The 19717-nt window shown below is 63.3% G+C and carries 23 protein-coding genes; 10 read left to right on the plus strand and 13 right to left on the minus strand.

From position 1 onward, the window contains the following. Nucleotides 1-4 precede the first annotated feature (4 nt). Nucleotides 5-151: a hypothetical protein gene (locus tag ACZ9EJ_RS13505; protein WP_210011060.1), complete on the minus strand. Its 147-nt coding sequence runs from the start codon at nt 149-151 to the stop codon at nt 5-7. 261 nt (nt 152-412) lie between these two features. Here ACZ9EJ_RS13505 and ACZ9EJ_RS13510 point away from each other — a divergent pair, with 261 nt between their 5' ends. Continuing rightward, nucleotides 413-1150, plus strand: coding sequence for a gamma-glutamylcyclotransferase (locus ACZ9EJ_RS13510; RefSeq protein WP_046632496.1), 738 nt, complete (start codon nt 413-415; stop codon nt 1148-1150). Between the two features lie 124 nt (nt 1151-1274). Then, nucleotides 1275-1934: a glutathione S-transferase family protein gene (locus tag ACZ9EJ_RS13515; protein ID WP_046641621.1), complete on the plus strand. Its 660-nt coding sequence runs from the start codon at nt 1275-1277 to the stop codon at nt 1932-1934. Between the two features lie 68 nt (nt 1935-2002). Here ACZ9EJ_RS13515 and ACZ9EJ_RS13520 read toward each other — a convergent pair whose 3' ends face one another. Together ACZ9EJ_RS13520 and ACZ9EJ_RS13525 are read right to left on the minus strand one after the other, a co-directional pair. Then, nucleotides 2003-2338 (minus strand): hypothetical protein, encoded by a 336-nt coding sequence (locus ACZ9EJ_RS13520; RefSeq protein ID WP_046632500.1) that lies wholly within the window; start codon nt 2336-2338, stop codon nt 2003-2005. A gap of 160 nt (nt 2339-2498) precedes the next feature. Beyond that, a complete protein-coding gene (locus ACZ9EJ_RS13525) occupies nt 2499-3392 on the minus strand; it encodes a LysR family transcriptional regulator (RefSeq protein WP_046641620.1) in 894 nt (297 codons plus the stop codon). 470 nt (nt 3393-3862) lie between these two features. Between ACZ9EJ_RS13525 and ACZ9EJ_RS13530 the strand changes: the two genes are divergently transcribed. The 3 genes from ACZ9EJ_RS13530 (at nt 3863) to ACZ9EJ_RS13540 (ending at nt 7053) form a co-directional block, all read left to right on the plus strand. Then, nucleotides 3863-5059, plus strand: a complete 1197-nt coding sequence (locus ACZ9EJ_RS13530) for an MFS transporter (RefSeq protein WP_046641619.1) — start codon at nt 3863-3865, stop codon at nt 5057-5059. Between the two features lie 24 nt (nt 5060-5083). Continuing rightward, entirely contained in the window at nt 5084-6121 is a 1038-nt protein-coding gene (locus tag ACZ9EJ_RS13535; protein WP_046641618.1) for an aldo/keto reductase, read from the plus strand. Nucleotides 6122-6225: 104 nt separating this feature from the next. Next, the gene (locus ACZ9EJ_RS13540; protein ID WP_046641617.1) at nt 6226-7053 is read left to right on the plus strand and encodes an aldo/keto reductase; all 828 of its coding nucleotides are present in this window, start codon (nt 6226-6228) and stop codon (nt 7051-7053) included. 249 nt (nt 7054-7302) lie between these two features. Here the strand turns inward: ACZ9EJ_RS13540 and ACZ9EJ_RS13545 are convergent, their stop codons facing one another. From ACZ9EJ_RS13545 to ACZ9EJ_RS13560, 4 genes are all read right to left on the minus strand, one after another. Next, nucleotides 7303-8367 (minus strand): magnesium transporter CorA family protein, encoded by a 1065-nt coding sequence (locus ACZ9EJ_RS13545; RefSeq protein ID WP_255737097.1) that lies wholly within the window; start codon nt 8365-8367, stop codon nt 7303-7305. 291 nt (nt 8368-8658) lie between these two features. After that, nucleotides 8659-8943, minus strand: a complete 285-nt coding sequence (locus ACZ9EJ_RS13550) for an acylphosphatase (protein ID WP_046641615.1) — start codon at nt 8941-8943, stop codon at nt 8659-8661. Between the two features lie 172 nt (nt 8944-9115). Further along, complete coding sequence (locus ACZ9EJ_RS13555) at nt 9116-9505, minus strand: hypothetical protein (RefSeq protein ID WP_007764435.1); 390 nt, start codon at nt 9503-9505, stop codon at nt 9116-9118. A 95-nt stretch (nt 9506-9600) separates the two neighbouring features. Continuing rightward, nucleotides 9601-10578, minus strand: coding sequence for a YihY/virulence factor BrkB family protein (locus ACZ9EJ_RS13560; protein ID WP_046641614.1), 978 nt, complete (start codon nt 10576-10578; stop codon nt 9601-9603). A 118-nt stretch (nt 10579-10696) separates the two neighbouring features. Between ACZ9EJ_RS13560 and ACZ9EJ_RS13565 the strand changes: the two genes are divergently transcribed. The 3 genes from ACZ9EJ_RS13565 (at nt 10697) to ACZ9EJ_RS13575 (ending at nt 13022) form a co-directional block, all read left to right on the plus strand. Next, complete coding sequence (locus ACZ9EJ_RS13565; protein ID WP_046641613.1) at nt 10697-12271, plus strand: helicase HerA-like C-terminal domain-containing protein; 1575 nt, start codon at nt 10697-10699, stop codon at nt 12269-12271. A 65-nt stretch (nt 12272-12336) separates the two neighbouring features. Beyond that, nucleotides 12337-12588, plus strand: a complete 252-nt coding sequence (locus ACZ9EJ_RS13570; RefSeq protein ID WP_037084092.1) for a type II toxin-antitoxin system Phd/YefM family antitoxin — start codon at nt 12337-12339, stop codon at nt 12586-12588. Then, nucleotides 12585-13022 (plus strand): type II toxin-antitoxin system VapC family toxin, encoded by a 438-nt coding sequence (locus ACZ9EJ_RS13575; protein WP_046641612.1) that lies wholly within the window; start codon nt 12585-12587, stop codon nt 13020-13022. Before ACZ9EJ_RS13570 ends, ACZ9EJ_RS13575 begins: the two co-directional genes overlap by 4 nt. 23 nt (nt 13023-13045) lie before the next feature. Here the strand turns inward: ACZ9EJ_RS13575 and ACZ9EJ_RS13580 are convergent, their stop codons facing one another. Then, on the minus strand, nt 13046-13348 hold the full coding sequence (locus tag ACZ9EJ_RS13580; protein WP_046632517.1) for an alkylphosphonate utilization protein: 303 nt from the start codon (nt 13346-13348) through the stop codon (nt 13046-13048). A gap of 418 nt (nt 13349-13766) precedes the next feature. Between ACZ9EJ_RS13580 and ACZ9EJ_RS13585 the strand changes: the two genes are divergently transcribed. Next, nucleotides 13767-15287, plus strand: a complete 1521-nt coding sequence (locus tag ACZ9EJ_RS13585; RefSeq protein ID WP_046641610.1) for an ABC-F family ATP-binding cassette domain-containing protein — start codon at nt 13767-13769, stop codon at nt 15285-15287. A 278-nt stretch (nt 15288-15565) separates the two neighbouring features. Here the strand turns inward: ACZ9EJ_RS13585 and ACZ9EJ_RS13590 are convergent, their stop codons facing one another. Beyond that, on the minus strand, nt 15566-15961 hold the full coding sequence (locus ACZ9EJ_RS13590) for a winged helix-turn-helix transcriptional regulator (RefSeq protein ID WP_046641609.1): 396 nt from the start codon (nt 15959-15961) through the stop codon (nt 15566-15568). A gap of 126 nt (nt 15962-16087) precedes the next feature. Between ACZ9EJ_RS13590 and ACZ9EJ_RS13595 the strand changes: the two genes are divergently transcribed. After that, entirely contained in the window at nt 16088-16846 is a 759-nt protein-coding gene (locus ACZ9EJ_RS13595) for an SDR family oxidoreductase (protein ID WP_046641639.1), read from the plus strand. Between the two features lie 43 nt (nt 16847-16889). On the opposite strand, the gene ACZ9EJ_RS13600 is transcribed toward ACZ9EJ_RS13595, so the two are convergent. The 4 genes from ACZ9EJ_RS13600 to ACZ9EJ_RS13615 all read right to left on the minus strand — a co-directional run bounded on the left by ACZ9EJ_RS13600 (nt 16890) and on the right by ACZ9EJ_RS13615 (nt 19699). Continuing rightward, nucleotides 16890-17420 carry a dihydrofolate reductase family protein gene (locus ACZ9EJ_RS13600; protein WP_046641638.1) on the minus strand — a complete coding sequence of 177 codons (531 nt, stop codon included), beginning with the start codon at nt 17418-17420 and terminating at the stop codon, nt 16890-16892. A 137-nt stretch (nt 17421-17557) separates the two neighbouring features. Beyond that, the gene (locus ACZ9EJ_RS13605) at nt 17558-18367 is read right to left on the minus strand and encodes a VOC family protein (protein WP_046632529.1); all 810 of its coding nucleotides are present in this window, start codon (nt 18365-18367) and stop codon (nt 17558-17560) included. 58 nt (nt 18368-18425) lie between these two features. Then, nucleotides 18426-18905 (minus strand): DUF1579 domain-containing protein, encoded by a 480-nt coding sequence (locus ACZ9EJ_RS13610; RefSeq protein ID WP_370649713.1) that lies wholly within the window; start codon nt 18903-18905, stop codon nt 18426-18428. A 41-nt stretch (nt 18906-18946) separates the two neighbouring features. Then, nucleotides 18947-19699, minus strand: coding sequence for a DUF899 domain-containing protein (locus tag ACZ9EJ_RS13615; protein WP_046641608.1), 753 nt, complete (start codon nt 19697-19699; stop codon nt 18947-18949). Nucleotides 19700-19717 lie beyond the last annotated feature (18 nt).

Genomic DNA, 19717 nt, shown 5'->3' on the forward strand with positions numbered 1-19717 from the left:
ACCGTCAAGGGGTACCCGGCGGCGGGGCCAGCGGGTTTTGCGGCTGTGGCTGCGTGACCTCCATCCGGCCGAGGCCGGCATCGTTCATCCAGATGATGCTCAGGACACAACCGACCAGGATCAACAGCACCGCGATAAAAAGCCAACGCATCAGTTCAGCAACTCCACTCTTCAGTCATCGAGAAAGTTTCCAGGCGGAAACATTCCGTGATCCTTGGAGCAAAACATCTGGGCGTCGGTGCGGCAACGCAGCAAATCGGCGATTCCGGGACAGCAAAACGGAGAACCAGGCCGCCGAAACGGCCGGAAAACAGGAGGGAACCGGCCGGGAAACAGGTTGACTCGGCTCCGATGCGCTTGCACTCTTCAGCCTTGCCATTTTCCTCGTCCTGCCGAAAAGCCGTTCGAAGCCATGCCGAAACCATCCACATTGTCGCTCACCCAGGATCTCGTCGACCTCTGCTTTCGCGAGGAGACCGATCCCGGCCCGCCGGCCACATGGGAGCCGCTGACCGACGACGATTACATTCAGACCGCCGATCGCCTGGCGGCGGAAGTCGGCGAGGAGCCGCTCTGGGTCTTTGCCTATGGCTCGCTGATCTGGAAGCCGGGCTTCGACAGCATCGCCTGCCAGCGGGCGGCCGCCTATGGCTGGCATCGCTCCTTTTCGCTCAGGATCGAGCGCGGCCGGGGCTCACCCACACAGCCGGGGCTGATGATGATGCTGTCGCGCGGCGGCCGCTGCGACGGGGTGATCTACCGGGTCGCCGACGACGACAAGCGCGTCCAGATCGAAAAGGCGCTGCGACGCGAGGTCAGCCATCGCGACAGCCTCACCTCGTTCCGCTGGCTGCCGGTCCGCACCCAGGCCGGCGAGACCGTGCGGGCGCTGACCTTCTGGGTCGGCGGCACCAGCAAGCGCATCATCCGGCCGCTGCTGCCGCTCGACGAGGTCGCAAAGGTTCTGGCGCGCGCCTGCGGGCATCGCGGGTCCTGCGCCGAATATCTCTACAACACCGTCGTGCATCTCGCCGAATTCGGCATACACGACCGCAATCTCTGGCGGCTTCAGGAGATAGTTGCGAAGGAGATCCGGGCGATGCACGTGCGGGAGAAGGCCGGCGTGAAGGATGTCGTCGCGGAAGCCTGAGCCGAGGGGCCGTGCGGGTGCCAGCCCGGCGGTTCGTGCCCCAGCCCGAAACCGGTTGCAAAAAGCAATCGGCTGAGTTATCCAGAAACCAGTTTCACTTCGCAATCGGTTATGGGAGGCCGTCATGCGTCCGGTTCTGTATTCGCATCCATTCTCGTCCTACTGCCAGAAGGTGCTGACCGCGCTCTATGAGAACGGCACCGAGTTCGACACGCGCATGCTCGGGCCGGAGGATCCTTCCGCCTACGAGGACCTCTGCGGCATGTGGCCGGTGAAGCGCTTTCCGATCCTGCTCGACGGGGAAAAACAGGTCTTCGAATCGTCTATCGTCATCGAATATCTGGGCATTCATTACCCCGGCCCGGTGAAGCTGATCCCCGACGATGCGGATGCGGCGCTCGACGTGCGGATGATGGACCGCTTCTTCGACAACTACATTTCCACCCCGCAGCAGAAGGTGGTTTTCAACGCAATCCGGGCGGAAGAGCACCGCGATCCTTACGGCGTCACGGAAGCGCGCGGCATGCTGGATGCCGCCTATGGCTGGCTGGACGAGCGCATGGCGGATCGGAAATGGGCGGCGGCCGATGCATTCAGCCTGGCCGATTGCGCCGCGGCGCCTGCCCTCTTCTACGCGGACTGGACGCACCCGATCGGGGAGCAGTTCGCCAATGTGCGGGCCTATCGCAGCCGGCTGCTCGCCCGGCCGTCCTTTGCGCGCGCGGTGGACGAGGCGCGGCCCTATCGCGCGTTCTTCCCGCTCGGCGCGCCGGACAGGGACTGACGGCCGGCGGCGCGTCTATCCGGATACCGACTCGGCCGGCAGGCCCGAGCCAGCCGGGCCCGCAAAGGTCAGAACGTGCTCTCGGTCGCCAGCACGTGGCCGTTCATGGCAGCCCAGATCATCCGTACCTCGCGGCGAAGCACGGCGCTGGGACGAACGCCGCCGCTGCCATAGTTCTTATATTTATCGCGGTAAGCTGCGATAAAGACTTCGACGGCTTCGACGACTTCCGCGTGCTGTTCCACGCGGCGGCGCAGCGCTTCCTTCTCCGCATGAAGGATTTCGAAACTCTGGACGATGAGCCGCAGGTCTTCCAGCGGCACGCTCAAGTGTGGGTACTCCGACGAATCGGCGATTACCTCCGCCCGCAGACGGGCGATGATGTCGTTCAATTGTTCACTCATGCCGGGATTCTCCTGAACCCAGGATTTGGGGACGGAAACCGGCCAAAACAAGGCGAACCTGTGGCAGGGAAGACACTTTTCACGATCAGAACGATCGGGATTCAGGTCTTTATTCGACTTATGGTTACCCGGCGACGCCGCGCCCGTTGCGCGATATGCGTCAAAGCCGCGCCGCGAGGAAATCTATGTAGGTTCGGATGCGCAGGGCGAGGTGATCGTGGCCGGCATAGACGGCATGGATTTCCTCGATGTCCTCAGGGTTGAAATCCTCCAGAACCGGCACGAGCGGGCCGGCCTCGATATCCGGCTCCACATGGAAACGCCCGACGCGGCCGATGCCGAGATGGTCCAGGCAGAACTGCCGGATGATCGAGCCGTTGCTCGCCTTCAGGTTTCCGGAAACCGGCAACAGCTCCCGGCTGCCGGTTTCCGGATCACGAAAAGGCCAGCCTTCGACCGCCCGCCGGAAATTGAAATTGATGCAGTTGTGATCGATGAGCTCGGCCGGCGTCTTCGGCACGCCGTGACGCTCCAGATAGCCCAGCGATGCGATCACCACCTGTCGGCTCTCGCCTAGTTTTCGTGCCATCAGCGAGGAGTTGCGCATCGGCCCGTGGCGGATGGCGATATCGACCCGCTCGCGGATAAGATCGACGATATCGTCGGTGAGCGTGATGTCGAGCTGCACATCCGGGAAAAGCTGCTGGAACTCGCAGGTCAGCGGCAGGATGTAACGCTCGCCGAAACCGACCGAGGCGTTGATCGACAGCGGCCCGCGCGGCAGCGTCCGGCCGCCGCCGGAGACGATCTCCTCCGTATCGGCAATCTCGGCAAGGATGCGCCGCGCCCGCGCCAGATAGGTCTCGCCCTCCGGCGTCAACTGCAGCATGCGGGTGGAGCGGACCACGAGACGGGTTCCGAGCCGGTCTTCCAGCCGGGTGACGAGCTTGCTGACGGCGGATGGGGAGAGTTTCAGTTTTCGCCCCGCCGCCGAGAAGCTTTTGAGTTCTGCGGCAAGTGCGAAAACTTCCATTTCACCGGCTCGGTTGTCCATCGTCTGTTCCTTGCTTTCAAAATCCTAATCATAGCCGTTGTGCCGCGTCGCCCCCCCTCTGGCCTGCCGGCCATCTCCCCCACGGGTGGGGAGATCGGCTGGGCGCCGGCCTCGCGTGGAGCCCCTCCCCCTTGTGGGGAGGGGTTGGGGAGGGGTCTTCGCAAAGCATCAAAACCCCTCCGGCCTGCCGGCCACCCTCCCCACAAGGGGGAGGGTTAGGAATGCCGCGCCCTCTTCCCTCGTCTGCAAGGTCGCCTATGCGCGATGGTCGCGCCGCTCGTGATCTCCCCACCTGAGGGGGAGATGGCCGGCAGGCCAGAGGGGGGCCGGCTTGCTCCACCATCAATCTCACCTGTGACTTCAATTCACAAATGATTATCCGCCTACTCCGCTACACAGGCAAGTCCGAGGCGACGATATTGCGGTGCATCAAATTCAACTCCTTCCTCCCAAGGACAAGGACCAAGCCAATGCCTCTCGCTCTCTACGCGCTGACGGCCGGTGCCTTCGGCATCGGGGTCACCGAATTCGTCATCATGGGCCTGCTGATCGATGTCAGCGCCGATCTCGGCGTGTCGATTTCGGCTGCCGGACTGCTGATTTCCGGTTACGCGCTCGGCGTCGTCGTCGGGGCTCCCATTCTCGGCATGCTGACCGGCAAATGGTCGCGCAAGACCCTGCTGATGAGCCTGATGGTGGTGTTCACCATCGGCAACCTCGCCTGTGCGCTGGCGCCCGACTACTGGACGCTGATGGCCGCCCGAGTGCTGACCGCATTCGCGCATGCGTCCTTCTTCGGCGTCGGCTCGGTGGTCGCCACCAGCCTCGTTGCCCCGAACCGATATGCTTCGGCCATCGCCATCATGTTCACGGGCCTCACCGTCGCCAACATTCTCGGCGTGCCCTTCGGCACCTGGCTCGGCCAGGCCTATGGCTGGCGCTCGACCTTCTTTGCCGTCACCCTGATCGGCCTCGTGGCGCTCGCCGTGATCGCGCTCTTCGTTCCGAAGGACAAGGCGGCGGACAACCAGGCGGAAAGCTCGCAGGGTGCGCTTGCCGTGCTCGGCCGCCGTCCGGTTCTGCTCGGGCTCTTGATCACGGTGCTGAGCTGGGTCGGCGTGTTTGCGGGCTTCACCTATATCGCCCCGATCCTGACTGAGATCACCGGCTTTTCGGAAGCCGCCGTCTCGCCGATCCTGCTCGTCTTCGGCGGCGGCCTGGTGATCGGCAACCTGGCCGGCGGGTGGCTGGCAGACCGGCATCTGGTGCCGACCATCGTCGCCAGCCTGATCGCGCTGTCGGTCGTGCTTTTAAGCTTGACCGCAGCGATCCACCAGCCGGTGCTGGCCGTCATCGCCATCGGCCTGTTCGGCGCAGCAGCCTTCGCCACCGTCTCGCCGCTGCAGATGTGGGTGCTGCAGAAGGCCGAGGGTGCCGGCCAGGGGCTTGCCTCGTCGTTCAACATCGCCGCCTTCAACCTCGGCAACGCGATCGGCGCCTGGCTCGGCGGCGTGGTCATCGATCACGGCCCGGGTCTCGGCTCCGTCACGCTGATCGCCGGCCTGGTTCCGCTCGCAGCGCTTGCCGTCGTCCTCTTCGCCATCCGGCTGGACAGGCGCGAGACGGCCGTCAGCGGCGCACCCGCCCTCTCCTGCCCGGCCGAATAACCGACACACCGAAGGATCACGACCATGGAATACCGCAATCTCGGACAATCCGGCCTCAGGGTGCCGGTCCTCAGCTTCGGCGCCGGCACGTTCGGCGGCTCCGGCCCGCTGTTCAGCCACTGGGGCACGACCGATGTCGAGGAAGCCCGCCGCCTCGTCGACATCTGCCTCGAGGCCGGCGTCAACCTGTTCGACACGGCCGACGTCTATTCGGCCGGGGCTTCGGAAGAGGTGCTGGGTGAGGCGATCAAGGGCCGGCGGAGCGAGGTGCTGATCTCCACCAAGGCCAGCCTGCCGACCGGCGACGGGCCGAACGACTGGGGCTCGTCGCGCTCCCGCCTGATCCGCTCCGTGGAGGCCGCCCTGAAGCGGCTCGGCACCGACCATATCGACATCTTCCAGCTGCATGCCTTCGATGCCTCGACGCCGGTCGAGGAAGTGGTCTCGACGCTCGACCAGCTCGTGAAGGACGGCAAGCTGCGCTATATCGGCGTTTCCAACTTCTCCGGCTGGCAGATCATGAAATCGCTGGCGGCGGCCGACAAGCATGGGCAGACCCGCTATGTGGCGAACCAGGTCTACTATTCGCTGATCGGCCGGGACTACGAATGGGACCTTATGCCATTGGGACAGGACCAGGGGCTCGGCGCGCTGGTGTGGAGCCCGCTCGGCTGGGGCCGCCTCACCGGCAAGATCAGCCGCGGCAAGCCGCTTCCGGAAGGCAGCCGGCTGCACGAGACGGCGGATTTCGGCCCGCCTGTCGAGGACGAATTGCTCTACCGGGTGGTCGATGCGCTGCAGGCGGCGGCCGCCGAAACCGGCAAAAGCGTGCCGCAGGTGGCGATCAACTGGCTTACCAGCCGGCCGACGGTTTCCTCGGTGATCATAGGCGCCCGGAACGAAGAGCAGCTTCGCCAGAATCTCGGGGCCGTCGGCTGGTCGCTGACGACAGAGCAGATCGGCACGCTCGATGCGGCCAGCGCCGTCACCGCCCCCTACCCGCATTTCCCCTATCGGCGGCAGGAGGGCTTTGCCCGCCTCAACCCGCCCATCGCCGGCTGACGCTACCCGAAAACGCGGGCGGTTGATCCGTCACAGAATCGGTCCATGTAATACGGGCCTCATTCGGCCCGGCCGTTTGCCGGGCTTCCCCACAGGAGTTCAAGATGTTCACAGTCAGCGCCAATGGCGCCAACATTCCCGCCCTCGGTTTCGGCACGTTCCGCATGCCCGACGAGGACGTCGCCCGCGTGCTGCCGGAGGCGCTGAAGCTCGGCTTCCGCCATGTCGATACCGCGCAGATCTACAAGAACGAGGCAGCCGTCGGCGACGTGCTGTCCAAGTCCGGCATTCCGCGCGCCGACATTTTCCTGACCACCAAGGTCTGGGTCGATCGCGTAGGCCATGACGCCTTCATCGCCTCGGTCGACGAGAGCCTGGCCAAGCTGAAGACCGACTATGTCGACCTGCTTCTCCTCCACTGGCCGCAGAGCGAAATGCCGCTCGCCGACCGCATGGGCGCGCTGAACGCGCTCAAAAAGGCCGGCAAGGTGAAGAATATCGGCGTCTCCAATTTTTCCGTCGCGCTGATCGCCGAAGCGGTGAGGCTTTCGGATGCGCCGCTCGCCACCAACCAGGTGGAATACCATCCCTATCTCGACCAGACGAAGGTGCTCGGCGAGGTGCGCAAACACGGCATGTCGCTGACCGCCTATTACCTGATGGCGAACGGCGCGGTGCCGGGCGACGAAGTGCTGAAGGATATCGGCGCCAAGCACGGCAAGACGGCGGCGCAGGTGACGCTGCGCTGGGCGATCCAGCAGAAGGACGTGATCGCGCTTTCGAAAACCGCAACCGTTTCGCGTCTGCCGGAAAATTTCGACGTGTTCGATTTCGCCCTGTCGGAAGACGAGATGCAGGCGATCCACGCGCTCGCCAAACCGACCGGCCGCATCGTCAATCCGGGGCATCTTGCGCCGGAATGGGATGTTTGAGGATTACCTTCTCCCCAGCGGAGAGAAGGTGGCCCGAAGGGCCGGATGAAGGGGGCGAAGCCACATTCTGGCTCAACATGACGGTTCGCATGTTCGTCGCTGCAATCGACCCAGTGGATCGATTGCTCCGGCTTCGCCGGACCGCTCCTCATCCCCCTCATCGCCTCGCTTATGCTCGGCACTTCTCCCCGCTGGGGAGAAGAGGGAGCAAGCCGTGGCCTCCGCGAGAAAACGGGGGGCCCTCCTTGTTCAAAGCCAGCCTCTCCGCTTGAAATACAGATAGGGCATGGCCATCGAGACGATCATCAGCGCAATCGCGGCGTGATAGCCGTAGTGCCATTGCAGTTCGGGCTGGTAGGCGAAGTTCATGCCGTAGATCGAGGCGACCAGCGTCGGCGGCAGGAAGACGACCGAGGCGACCGAGAAGATCTTGATGATCTGGTTCTGTTCGAGATTGATCAGCCCCAGCGTCGCATCCAGCAGGAAATTGATCTTGCCGGACAGGAAGGCCGAGTGATCGCCAAGCGAGGTGGCGTCACGCTGCAACAGTTTCAGGCGCTGGCGCAGTTCCTTCGGGAGCTTGCGGTCGACGCCGTCGAGCGCCGCGTAATAGGCGACGACTCTGGAGACGCTGACGAGGCTTTCGCGCACGACGGTGATGAATTCGCCCTTCTGGCCGACCTCGCGGATAAGGTCCTGCAGGTCGCGGGTCTTCTTGTTGGCCTTGGCGGCCTTGGTCGAAAAGACTTCCTGGGAAATCTGGTCGATCTCGGTGCCGAGCCGTTCCAGCGTATCGGCCATGCGGTCGATGATCGCCTCGATCAGGCCGGTCATGATCAGTTCGCCGTAACCGCAATGCAGGCCGGCGCCGTTCGGCTTGCGGGCGCGCGCCATGAAGGCATCGAAGGGGCGCGGCTCGGCATAACGGACGGTCACCAGGACCTGGCCCTTGACGATGAAGGTGACCGGAACCTTTCGCGGCGTGCCGGCATCGGGCCTGGTCAAGACCGTCATGGTCATGAACTCGGCGCCGTCCTCCTGGTAGAGGCGGGCGGAGAGCTCGATGTCCTCCATCTCGTCCATGGTCGGCACGGTGATGCCGAGGCGTTCGCCGACGATGCGTTCCTCGTCGGGCGTCGGGCTGACAAGGTCGTACCAGACGACCGCAGGGGTTGCGGGAGCGGACGTGACTGGTGCCGACGGATCGGAAGCAACCGGCGCTGCGGCAACGGCCGGCACATCGGAGGCGACGGAAACAAGACGGTCAAGGTCGTAGGCATGGATGCGCAGCATGACGGCTCCTTTTTGGACCATCGGTCCCTTCGGAGCGCGCATCCTTTCAAGAAGGACTAGAGCCCCGCAGAGACGGGTCGGTATGATGACGTCGAACTTCGACTGTCGGGGTTCATCTCAATTGTCCTTTGAAAGAGTGGCGCCCGGTCGGGCGTCACTTCGTTTTTGGAAATGTGCCTTAAAGGATGAAAAGTCAATGGCTTTTTCGGTGCCGCTGCGAGGCTTCCGGATTAACAATTGGAAAGGCTTTTCAGTCCTTGGAGACGATCAGGCGGAAGGTCCGCCCAGAGCCGAACCGAATAATCGACCCGGTCATCTGGTGATCCGGAAGCCGACCGGCTTTTGCGCGAGCGCCGCCGGTTGTCGCTCCACGCCGGATACCGACGCGCCGGGCGGACCGTGCCGCAAACGCTCGAGCATTTGCGTTATGGCGGCGGGCGATCCCGCGAGCAAAGCAAGGACGGAACCATCCGGCTCGTTGCGAACCCAGCCCGTCAAACCCAGCTGTTCCGCCTCCTCACGGGTCCAGGCACGGAAACCGACGCCTTGTACCCTTCCGGTTATCCGTACCATGGCGGTCTCGTCATCATCGGACATGGCAACCTCCCATCCTGGGTTACTCTCATTGACATGGAGAGTGCGAAACCCAGGACAAGCCTGCAAGGGTGCCGACGGTATCCGATTGGCCCTCACCGGTCTCGTTGCCTCGGATAAGACAAAAAAGCCGCCGGCCTCGCGGCCAGCGGCTTGATCTGTCGAAAGATGCAGATCAGACGAACTGCGAGAGACCCGGGACCGAAGCAATCACCGTGTCGACCACTTCGTCGCCGGCATGTTCGCGAGCGACCGCCATGGTTTCCTTGGCAAGGCCAGTGATCTCGCCCATGCCGAGACCCTGGGACATCAGCTGCTGGCCGAGCGCCATGACGCCGCCGCCGAAGCTTGCCATCAGGCCGCCGAGGAGACCGCCGCCGCCGGCACCTTCGCCGTTGAACTTGGCGACGAGTTCGGAAGCGCCCGGGATAGCCTCGATCATCTTGGCAACCGCGCCGTCATCGGCCTCGCGCTGCAGGAAACCGAGCATCATGCCGATCGCCTTTTCGGCGACGTCAGGGGCAATGCCGACATTTTCGGCGACGCGGGAAACCAGTTCGTTCATCAATCTCTCCTCGGGGTTTTGACGTTCACGTCAAGGTAATACACACAGTTTTTGCCGAAGCCAACAGGGCGCATGAAGCATCTCCGGCTTCAGGCCTAGTCCGAACGCTCGCCCACCGTATCCGCCATATAGGCGCCGCGGGCGCCCAGGGGTTTCGGCCTGCCGGTGGTCGAATCGCGGGCCGTCTGGTGTTCGAGCTCGGCATTGATCTCGGCACCGACGATGACGATGATGACCGATATCCATGTCCAGACCATGAAACCGATCAGCGCGCCGAGCGTGCCGTAGGTGGCGTTGTAATCGGCAATATTCCCCAGATAGAAGGAAACCGCAATCGAGGCCGAGAGCCAGGCGACGGTCGAGAATGCCGCACCCCAGGTGAGCCACTTGAGCTTTGCCGGTTCGCGGCTCGGGCCGAAGCGGTAAAGCATCATGATGCCGCCCGTGACGAACAGCATCATGACGGGCCAGCGGGCGAAGCGGATGATGATTTCCGTCCATCGGTCGAGCCACAGATAGCGCAGCACCGCCGGCACGACGCCCATGGCAAACAGGATGACGATCGCCAGCAGGAGCGCGCCGAGCGTGAAGAGAAGCGAGATGAGGTTGAGGCGTACGATACTGCGCTTTTCCTGTTCCCCATAGGCGACGTTCATCGCCTCGAACAGTGCCTTCATGCCGTTATTGGCGCTCCAGAGCGCCAGCGCCAGGCCGCCGATCAGGGCGATCGACAGCGTCGTATTGCGCTCCGTGGTCAGCGCCCGCAGCTGATCGAGAAAAATGTTCAGGGCGTCCGCCGGCATGACGGAGCTCAAGAACGCGATGCGATCGACGATCGACACCGGGTCCGAGACGAAACCGTAGAGGGACACGAGCGCGCTCGCCGCCGGAAACAGCGCCAGCAGGAGATAGTAGGTGACACCGGCGGCGATCAGCGAGATGCGGTCCTGGGTGACGCCCGCATAGACGCGCCAGAAGACATCCTTCAGCCCACGGGCGGGAATCTCGTCCGGGGAGTCGGCCTCACGGCCCCTGTTCTTTTCCGATGCGGGGACCGTTTCGCCGATCGTCATGCCATACCCAGCCTTCCCGTTGCGGGCGGGCCTCAGACAATCTCGTTGCCGTTGCCCGGCGCCTCCGCACATCCTATAAGCAGTTGGCAGAGAACGCGGTCAGGGAGCGCATAGTTGCATGGACGATACGGGAAAGCTCTTCATCGGCGGCAGCCGCAAGCCGGACGATTCGCTCAACAAGGCTGAATATCTGGAACTGAAGTTCGGCAACCGCCACGGTCTCGTCACCGGCGCCACCGGCACCGGCAAGACGGTGACCCTGCAGGTACTCGCCGAAGGTTTTTCGAAGGCCGGCGTGCCTGTCTTTGCCGCCGACATCAAGGGCGACCTGTCCGGCATCGCCATGAAGGGCGAAGCCAAGGATTTTCTGCTCAAGCGCGCCGAGCAGATCGGCTTTCAGGATTACGATTTCGAACAGTTCCCGGTGATCTTCTGGGATCTGTTCGGCGAAAAGGGCCACCGGGTGCGCACCACCATCGCCGAGATGGGGCCGCTCTTGCTGTCGCGCCTGATGGATGCATCCGAGCCGCAGGAAGGCGTCATCAACATCGCCTTCAAGATCGCCGACAAGGCGAACCTGCCGCTGCTCGACCTCAAGGATTTCGCCTCGCTGCTCAACTACATGGCCGAGAATGCCAGTGAGCTGTCTTCCCAGTTCGGGCTGATCTCGAAGTCTTCGGTCGCCTCGATCCAGCGCGGGCTGCTGGTGCTGGAACAGCAGGGTGCGGAACATTTCTTCGGCGAACCGGCGCTGAAGATTTCAGACATCATGCGCATCAACCCGAACAGCGGTTACGGGCAGATCTCGGTGCTTGCCGCCGACAAGCTGATGATGAACCCCAGGCTCTACGCGACCTTCCTGCTCTGGTTGCTCTCGGAACTGTTCGAGGAACTGCCGGAAGTGGGCGATCCGACCCAGCCGAAACTGGTGTTCTTCTTCGACGAGGCGCATCTGCTGTTCAACGACGCGCCGAAGGTGCTGACCGAGCGCGTCGAACAGGTCGTGCGCCTGATCCGTTCCAAGGGCGTCGGCGTCTATTTCGTTACCCAGAACCCGCTCGACGTGCCGGAAACCGTGCTCGCCCAGCTCGGCAACCGGGTGCAGCACGCGCTGCGCGCCTATACGCCGCGCGAGCAGAAGGCGGTGAAGACGGCGGCCGATACGTTCCGCCCCAACCCGGACTTCGACTGCGCCACGGCGATCACCAATCTCGGTACCGGCGAGGCGCTGGTCTCGACGCTCGAGGGCAAGGGTGCGCCTTCCATCGTGGAACGCACGCTGGTGCGCCCGCCGTCCGGCCGCATCGGCCCGCTTTCCGATCAGGAGCGGCAGATGATCATCGACAAGAGCCCGGTCCTCGGCCTCTATGACGAGGACATGGACCGCGAATCCGCCTTCGAAATCCTCGCCGCCCGTGCCAAGCAGGCCGCCGATGCGGCCGCCGCCCGGAAGGCGCAGGACGAGCTGCAGTCCGCTCCGCCGGCCGGCTCCGGCGAGACGACCGGCTGGACCCTGCCCGGCTTCGGCGGCGGCAAGGACGACGACAACGACCAGAGCCGCGCCCAGCCGCGCCGCTCCGGCTACCAGCGCGAAACGATCATCGAAGCGGCGATGAAGAGCGTGACGCGGACCGTCGCCACGCAAGTGGGACGGGCGATCGTGCGCGGGATTTTGGGGAGCTTGAAGCGGTAGGCGCGCCTTGAAATTGACAGCGCACTCGCTTAATGTAGTCACCAGTGACTACAGGGGCGATGGCAATGTCGACCGTCAATCTGCGCGAGGCCAAAGCGGGCTTTTCCAACCTGGTGGATCAGGCCATCAAGGGTGAGATCGTGACTATTACCCGCCACGGCAAGCCCGTGGCGGCCCTGGTGAGCATCGAGGCCGCGGAAGCCGCCAGGAATATGCTCGGCAAAGCCCGACCGAATTTCGGCGAATACCTGATGTCGTTTCCCGGCGGTATCGAATTCGAGCGCGATCATTCGAAGATGCGTGACATCGACCTGTGAGCGGGCTTCTTCTCGATACAAACGTCATTTCCAGATTTGCGCCCGGCAAACCGCAGCCCTCGGCAGGCTTTCACGACTGGATGGTGGCGGAGGGCGCCGCAGACCGGCTGTTCATCGCCGCGATATCGATCGCGGAAATCGAGCGGGGAATAAGGAAGCTTCGACGCAAAGGCGGCCACGAACGCGCGGCGCGGCTTTCGGGCTGGCTCGACGGAATCATGCTGACTTTCGAGGATCGAATCCTCGCTTTCGACGCACGGGCGGCGAAGATCGCCGGCGAAATGGCCGATGACGCCGAGGCACACGGACATCCGCCCGATCTCGCCGACGTGATGATCGCCGCCACCGCAAAAGCAAGCGCGATGACGGTGGTGACCGACAATATCCGCCATTTCGAAACGCTGGGCATTCCGGTCCGACGTCCGCCGGAATAGCGATATCCAGCGCCCCTGCCCGTTCAGCGCTTGCGCACGAACTCCGTCCGCAGCACCAGGCCCTTGATCGCCTCATGGCGGCAGTCGATCTCTTCCGGGTTGTCGGTCAGCTTGATCGACTTGATGACCGTGCCCTGCTTCAGGGTCTGGCCGGCGCCCTTGACCTTCAGGTCCTTGATCAGGGTGACGGAATCGCCGTCCTTGAGGACGGTTCCGGATGCGTCGCGAACCTCGACAGCACCTGCGCCTGCCGCCGCAGCCAGTTCCGAGGCCGGGCGCCAATCGCCGGTCGCTTCGTCATAGACGTATTCGTCATCGCCAGCCATCGGCGTCTCTCCTGAAAATCAACCATTCGCCAGTCGGCGATGGCCGCTTATAACAGCCGAACCGCCCGGGGCAAGCTCGGCGGCAATAAGCCGGCCGAGTATGGTCCGGTTGCATTCACCCGACCGCGATGATATTTCGCTGGCGTGCTTGTCAAGAGAAAGGAGGATCACGTGCACAATTTCTATTTCCGGTACTACCGGACACGTGGTCCCGTCGACGCCCTGCAAATGCGTTTGCAGGGCTGACCAGAGGCCGTTTCTCTCAAAGTACCCCTTCCTGGTCTGCCCTTCGTGGCCCGCAGCGCCGAGCACCCGCTCGTGCGCCCATGCGATTTCCGAACACGCTGCAAGCACAGCACCGATGATGGCCGAGCGCCCGCGATGCCTTGCGCCTGCAAGCCAAGACCAGAGAACGACAATGAGCCTCATCAACCTCCGCAATCTCGGGATTACCCTTTCCAGCCCGCTGTTTTCCGGGCTCAACCTCACCGTCAATGCCGGGGACCGGATCGGCATCGTCGCCGCCAACGGGCGGGGCAAGTCCACGCTGCTCAAATGCATCGCCGGCACGCTCGATGCGAGCGAAGGCGAGATCACCAGAAGCCGCGGACTGACGATCGGCATGGTGGAGCAGAACGTGCCCCCAGCCCTGATGCAGGCGAGTTTTCGCGACGCCGTGCTCCAGGCGCCGCCGGCGGACCAGGTCGAAAGCGAAAGCTGGCGCGCCGACGTCGCGCTCGAAGGGATGGACGTGCCTGAGGAGTTGCGCGAGCGGCCTCTGTCGGCTCTCAGCGGCGGCTGGCAGAGGCTGGCGCTGATCGCACGGGCCTGGGTGACCGAGCCGGACGCGCTGCTGCTCGACGAGCCGACCAACCATCTCGACCTTGCCAAGATCGCGCTTCTGGAAGACTGGCTGAACGCGCTCCCCCGCGACATGCCGGTGATCCTGTCGAGCCACGACCGCGCCTTTCTCGACGCCGTTACCAACCGCACGCTTTTCCTGCGGCCGGAAAATTCTCAAAGCTTCTCCCTGCCCTATTCCCGAGCGCGGGAAGCGCTCGACGAAGCGGATGCGGCGGATGCGAAGCGCTACGAACGCGACATGAAGACGGCCGATCAGTTGCGCCGTCAGGCGGCGAAGCTGAAGAATATCGGTATCAATTCGGGCAGCGACCTTTTGGTCGTCAAGACCAAGCAGCTGAAAGAACGCGCCGAGAAGCTGGAGGACGCGGCAAGGCCGGCGCATCTGGAACGCTCGGCAGGCGCCATTCGGCTCGCCAATCGCGGCACCCATGCCAAGGTTCTGGTGACGCTGGAGGATGCGGCGGTGACGACGCCGGACGGCACGCTTCTGTTCAGGACCGGCAAGCAGTTCATCTGCCAGGGCGACCGGATCGTCGTGCTCGGCCGCAACGGCACCGGCAAGACGCGGCTGGTGACGATGCTGCGCCAAGTGATCGCCGAACCTTCCGTGACGGTCGCCGGCATCAGGGCAACGCCGACGCTGATCCTCGGCTATGGCGACCAGTCGCTCGCCGATCTTAACGACCGGCAGACGCCGCACGAAACGATCATCCACCGGTTCGACATCGGCGACCAGAAGGCCCGCTCGCTGCTCGCCGGCATCGGCATCACGGTGGAGATGCAGGCGCGGCCGGTGGCAGAGCTTTCCGGCGGGCAGAAGGCGCGGCTCGGCCTGCTGGCGCTGCGGCTGCGCGAGCCGAATTTCTACCTGCTGGACGAGCCGACCAACCATCTCGACATCGACGGGCAGGAGGCGCTGGAAAGCGAGTTGATGGCGCACCAGGCAAGCTGCCTGCTGGTCTCCCACGACCGCAGTTTCGTGCGCGCCGTCGGCACCCGCTTCTGGCTGGTGGAGGGCCGGCGGCTGGTCGAAGTGGAGGGGCCGGAGAGCTTCTTTGCGGCGAGCCGTGGCTGACTCGATGGAATTGCTCCTCACCCTTTTTCCCGCTCGCGGCAGGGCGATGGCATATGAAAGGACGGCGGTGCGTGGAGTCCTTCCCCCTCGTGGGGAGGGGTTGGGGAGAGGCCTTCACCCGGTATAAAACCCCGCCCGCCTGCCGGCCACCCTCCCCACAAGGGGGAGGGTTAGGGATGCCGCACCGTCTCGCGTCCCATATGCGATCGTCCGGCCGTCAAAGCCGGGAAGCGGTGGCTGTCGGATAAGGACATACCTTCCCTCCATCAGGAGAGAACTCAGGCTTTCCCGTTGCGCTCCTCGAAGGCCTTTCGCGCTGCCTCGATATCGGCGTGGCGTGCCGCGGCCCATTCCCAGACCGTGCAGAAGGCGGCGCTGAGGCTTCGGCCGAGCTCCGTGAGGCTGTATTCGACTTTCGGGGGAATGACCGGATAGACCTTCCGCGACACGAAACCGTCGCGCTCCATCTGCCGCAGCGTCTGGGTCAGCATCTTCTGGCTGATGCCGCCGGTCAGCTTGCCGATCTGGGTGAAGCGCAGCGTGCCGTGCTCCTCCAGCACTTCAAGGATCAGCATCGTCCATTTGTCGGCCACCTGGCCGATGATGCCGCGCACCAGTTCCTCCAGCACCGGATCGATCTCATCGGGGATTTCGCGGCCGGAGGGGGACCGCATCGACGGGCGAATTCCTTGATCCACAGTCACTCTCCTTTTGGTGCGTATAAATCTTTTGGGTGCCTTCTTCCGAGAAGAGATTGATAGCCGTATTTTCCGGCCACGCAACACGGAAAGGCGATGACCATGAAAATGAACGGCAATACGATCCTCATCACAGGCGGCAATTCCGGCATCGGCCGGGCGCTCGCCGAGGCGTTCCACGCACTCGGCAACCAGGTGATCGTCACCGGCCGGCGCCAGGAAACGCTCGACGCGGTGACCGCCGCCAATCCCGGCATGAAAGGCATGATGCTCGATCTTTCCGATGCCGACGCAATCAAGACGTTCTCGGCCGAGATCGTGGCTGCCTATCCGTCGCTGAACGCCGTCATCAACAATGCCGGCATCATGGTGCCGGAACATATCGGCGCCGGCTCGGATTATCTCTCGACCGCCGAAGAGACGATCACCGCCAACCTGCTCGGCCCGATCCGGCTGATCGCGGCGCTGCTGCCGCAGTTGAGCACCCAGGAAGATGCCGCGATCCTGACCGTATCCTCGGGCCTTGCCTTCGTGCCGATGGCGCTGACGCCGACCTATTCGGCCACCAAGGCCGCCATCCATTCCTATTCGATGGCGATCCGCCAGCAGCTCAAGGATGCGGGGCCGCAGGTGATCGAGATCGTGCCGCCTTATGTTCAGACGACGCTGATGAGCGAACGCCAGGCGAGCGATCCCAACGCCATGCCGCTTGCCGATTTCATCTCGGAGGTCATGGACATCCTGACGACGCAGCCGGACGTCAAGGAAGTCGTCGTCGAGCGCTGCAAGCCGCTGCGTCATGCGGCCGAGAACGGCAATCTCGACGCGATGTTCAATGGCATCAATTCGATGATCCACTGACTGCGGACGCCTCCGGGCCGCCGCACCTGGCGAGGTATGTGATCTAGGCAGGAACGTATGTCAGCCTGATCACGTCCTCGCCAACACGATCGATGGAAACAAGACGGAGCGGCGGCCGCGGGCCGGCGAAGAACGGCTTGCCGCGACCAAGCACGACGGGGTGGAGGTAGAGCCGATACTCATCGACAAGGCCAAGATCGGTCAGGCTTCGCGCGAGGTCCGGTCCGGACACCGAAATCTCCCCGGCCAGCCGATCCCTCAGGTCACGGATCACGGCCTCGACGTCACCCTCGACGAGCGTGGCGTTGGGGCCGACCGACTTCAACGAGCGCGACACGACCCATTTGGGCAGGCGCCGCCATGCTTGCGCGAACTCGCGGCGCTCCGCATCCCACTCGGGACGGTCTTCGTCCCAATAACGCATGGTCTCGTACATGCGGCGACCGTACACGCTGCCAGTCAGATCACGTACGTGCTCTATCCAGTGACGAAAAAGCACCGGCCCGGTCTGCATTTCCTCATGGTCGACATAACCGTCGAGGGACTGGTTCATTCCAAAGACAAGCTTCGCCATCACGCCTCGCCAGGCCGCTTCGATCAGCAGCGCCGTCAACTCCTCCGGCATGTCGATCGGTATGCCGCGTCTGCAGGGAAGGTCGCGGGCTCCCGCCCTGGGACAAGGGCCCGCAGCCGCCAAACAGGTTGTTTTGCCTACTTCTTCCCGGTCAGGGCGAAGAACGCGCCCTGCGGGTCCATGCCCTGGATGATCCAGCTGCCGCCGGGGACTTCCATCGGCCCCATGAGGACCTGGCCGCCGCCGGCCTTGACCCTCTCAACCGCAGCATCGATCGAGTCGACGATGAAATAATAGCACCAGCACGGTACCGGCACCTGTTCCGGCCTGGTCATCATGCCGCCGATCTGGCGGCCGTTATGGGAGAAGATGTGGTAGGTTCCCATCGGTCCCATGTCGAAATCGTGGTCGAGCTTCCAGCCAAACATCTTGCCGTAGAAGTCGATCGCTTCCTTGCCGTTGCCGGCATAAAGCTCGCGCCATCCGACATTGCCGACGGCATCCCAGGCGAGTTCAGCGGGCGGATTTTCCATCGGCAGCGGCGTCATGATGCAGAGAACCGCGCCATGCGGATCGGCGACGACCGCGAAGCGGCCGATGCCCGGAATATCCTCGGGCTCGCGCTGGACGCGGCCGCCATTGGCGACATAGTCCTTGGCCATCTGGTCGACATCGTCGACCGCGACATAACCGGTCCAGTTCGGCGGAATCTTGCCTTCGAGTTCCGGCGGAAAGTTCATCATGCCGCCGATGCCGGGGCAATTGTCGCCCTCGCCCATCTCGAACAGGAAATAGGCCGGCAGGTCGGGCATGCTCATTTCCTTGACCTTCCAGCCGACCACCGACGAATAGAATTTTCCGCCGGCATCGGTATCGGGCGTCATCAGCTCGACCCAGATGAATTTGCCATGGGTCTCGGATCGAGACCCGGTAACGGTCTGCAACATGGTCGTCTCCTCTCCAGATTCCTGCGCCGTTCGACGCGTTGAGTAAGCATCCGCAGGCTCAGCGCTTGCGGGCGTAGTTCGCTTCCATGAACTGCTGCCAGGTGCCGTCCGGCTGCTTGGCGCTGGAATTGAACGTGCGGTGATCGTCGTCCGTGAAGATGATCTGCTCGCGGTAGTCACCGGTCTTGCCGGGATTGGCGAAATCCGGGCCGGTCGTGTAGAGATTGAGCGTCGATCCGTCGTCCGACAGCTCCCCCTCGTAGACCCAGAGATGGTTCATCATCGTGCCGAGCCAGGTGCCGACATATTTGCCCTTGGCCGGATCGTAGCCGAGAGTGAGAATGGTGGTTGCGGGACCGCCGCCGCCCGGCATGTCGCCGCTGCCTTCGGCAACGAACCAGATGCCGTTCAGCGACCGGCAGACCTCGACCCATTTTTCGTCGTGGCCCATGCTGGTGGACGTCACCTCCCAAAGGCCGACCATTCTTTCCAGAAAGCCGTGTTCGGCCTGGGGTTTGGGCATTTCCATCGCGCTCATCTTTTCCTCCTCCTCTTTTCGAAGCTCCAGAATGAACCCGTTCAATGGCAGCAGGATGAAGCCGTTTCCTGTGGTTTCGGTTCGTACTCGTCGTGGCGCTTGACGAAGTTCATCGTCGAGTCCTCGTTGCGACCAAGCGGCGCCCGGTCGAGGATCATCAGCGTGCCGATCAGCTCTTCGCCGCCTCGGGCGTAGCTGGAATAGGTATGAAAGACCTCGCCCGCCTCGTTCCTGTAGAAGGCGGAAAGGCCCGGCAGTTCATCATGCGCCTCGGACGGCGGCACTTCACGGAAGTTATAATACACCGCCTCCTTGGCAAGGTCCTCCCTGGAAAAGGAAACGTGATAGTCGAAGTTGAAATCGCTGCCGAAGGACGAGACCCAGGGGAATTTCCAGCCCATGCGCTTCCTGTAGGCCTCGATCTTGTCGAGCGGCGCGCGGGCAACTGCGATGAAGGTGACATCGTGGTTGTTGAGATGCGGAAGCGTGCCGTCGATATGGTCCGACAGGAACGAGCAGCCGGGGCAGCCGGCATCCCAATCCGGACCGAGCATGAAATGGTAGACGATCAGCTGGCTGCGGCCCTCGAACAGTTCTGCGAGCGACTTTCTGCCCTTTGGAGTGTCGAACACATAATCCTTGTCGACCTTGACCCAGGGCATGGCCAGGCGCTCGGCGCGCACCTTGTCGCGCAGATGGGTTTCCTCCTTTTCCAAAGCCAGCAGCTTGCGCCGGGCTTCGAGCCACTCCTCGCGGCTGACGACAGGGTTCTTCGGGGACACGGTGACATCCATGACAGGCCTCCTCCAATG

This window comes from Neorhizobium sp. USDA 3394, from assembly GCF_056280385.1.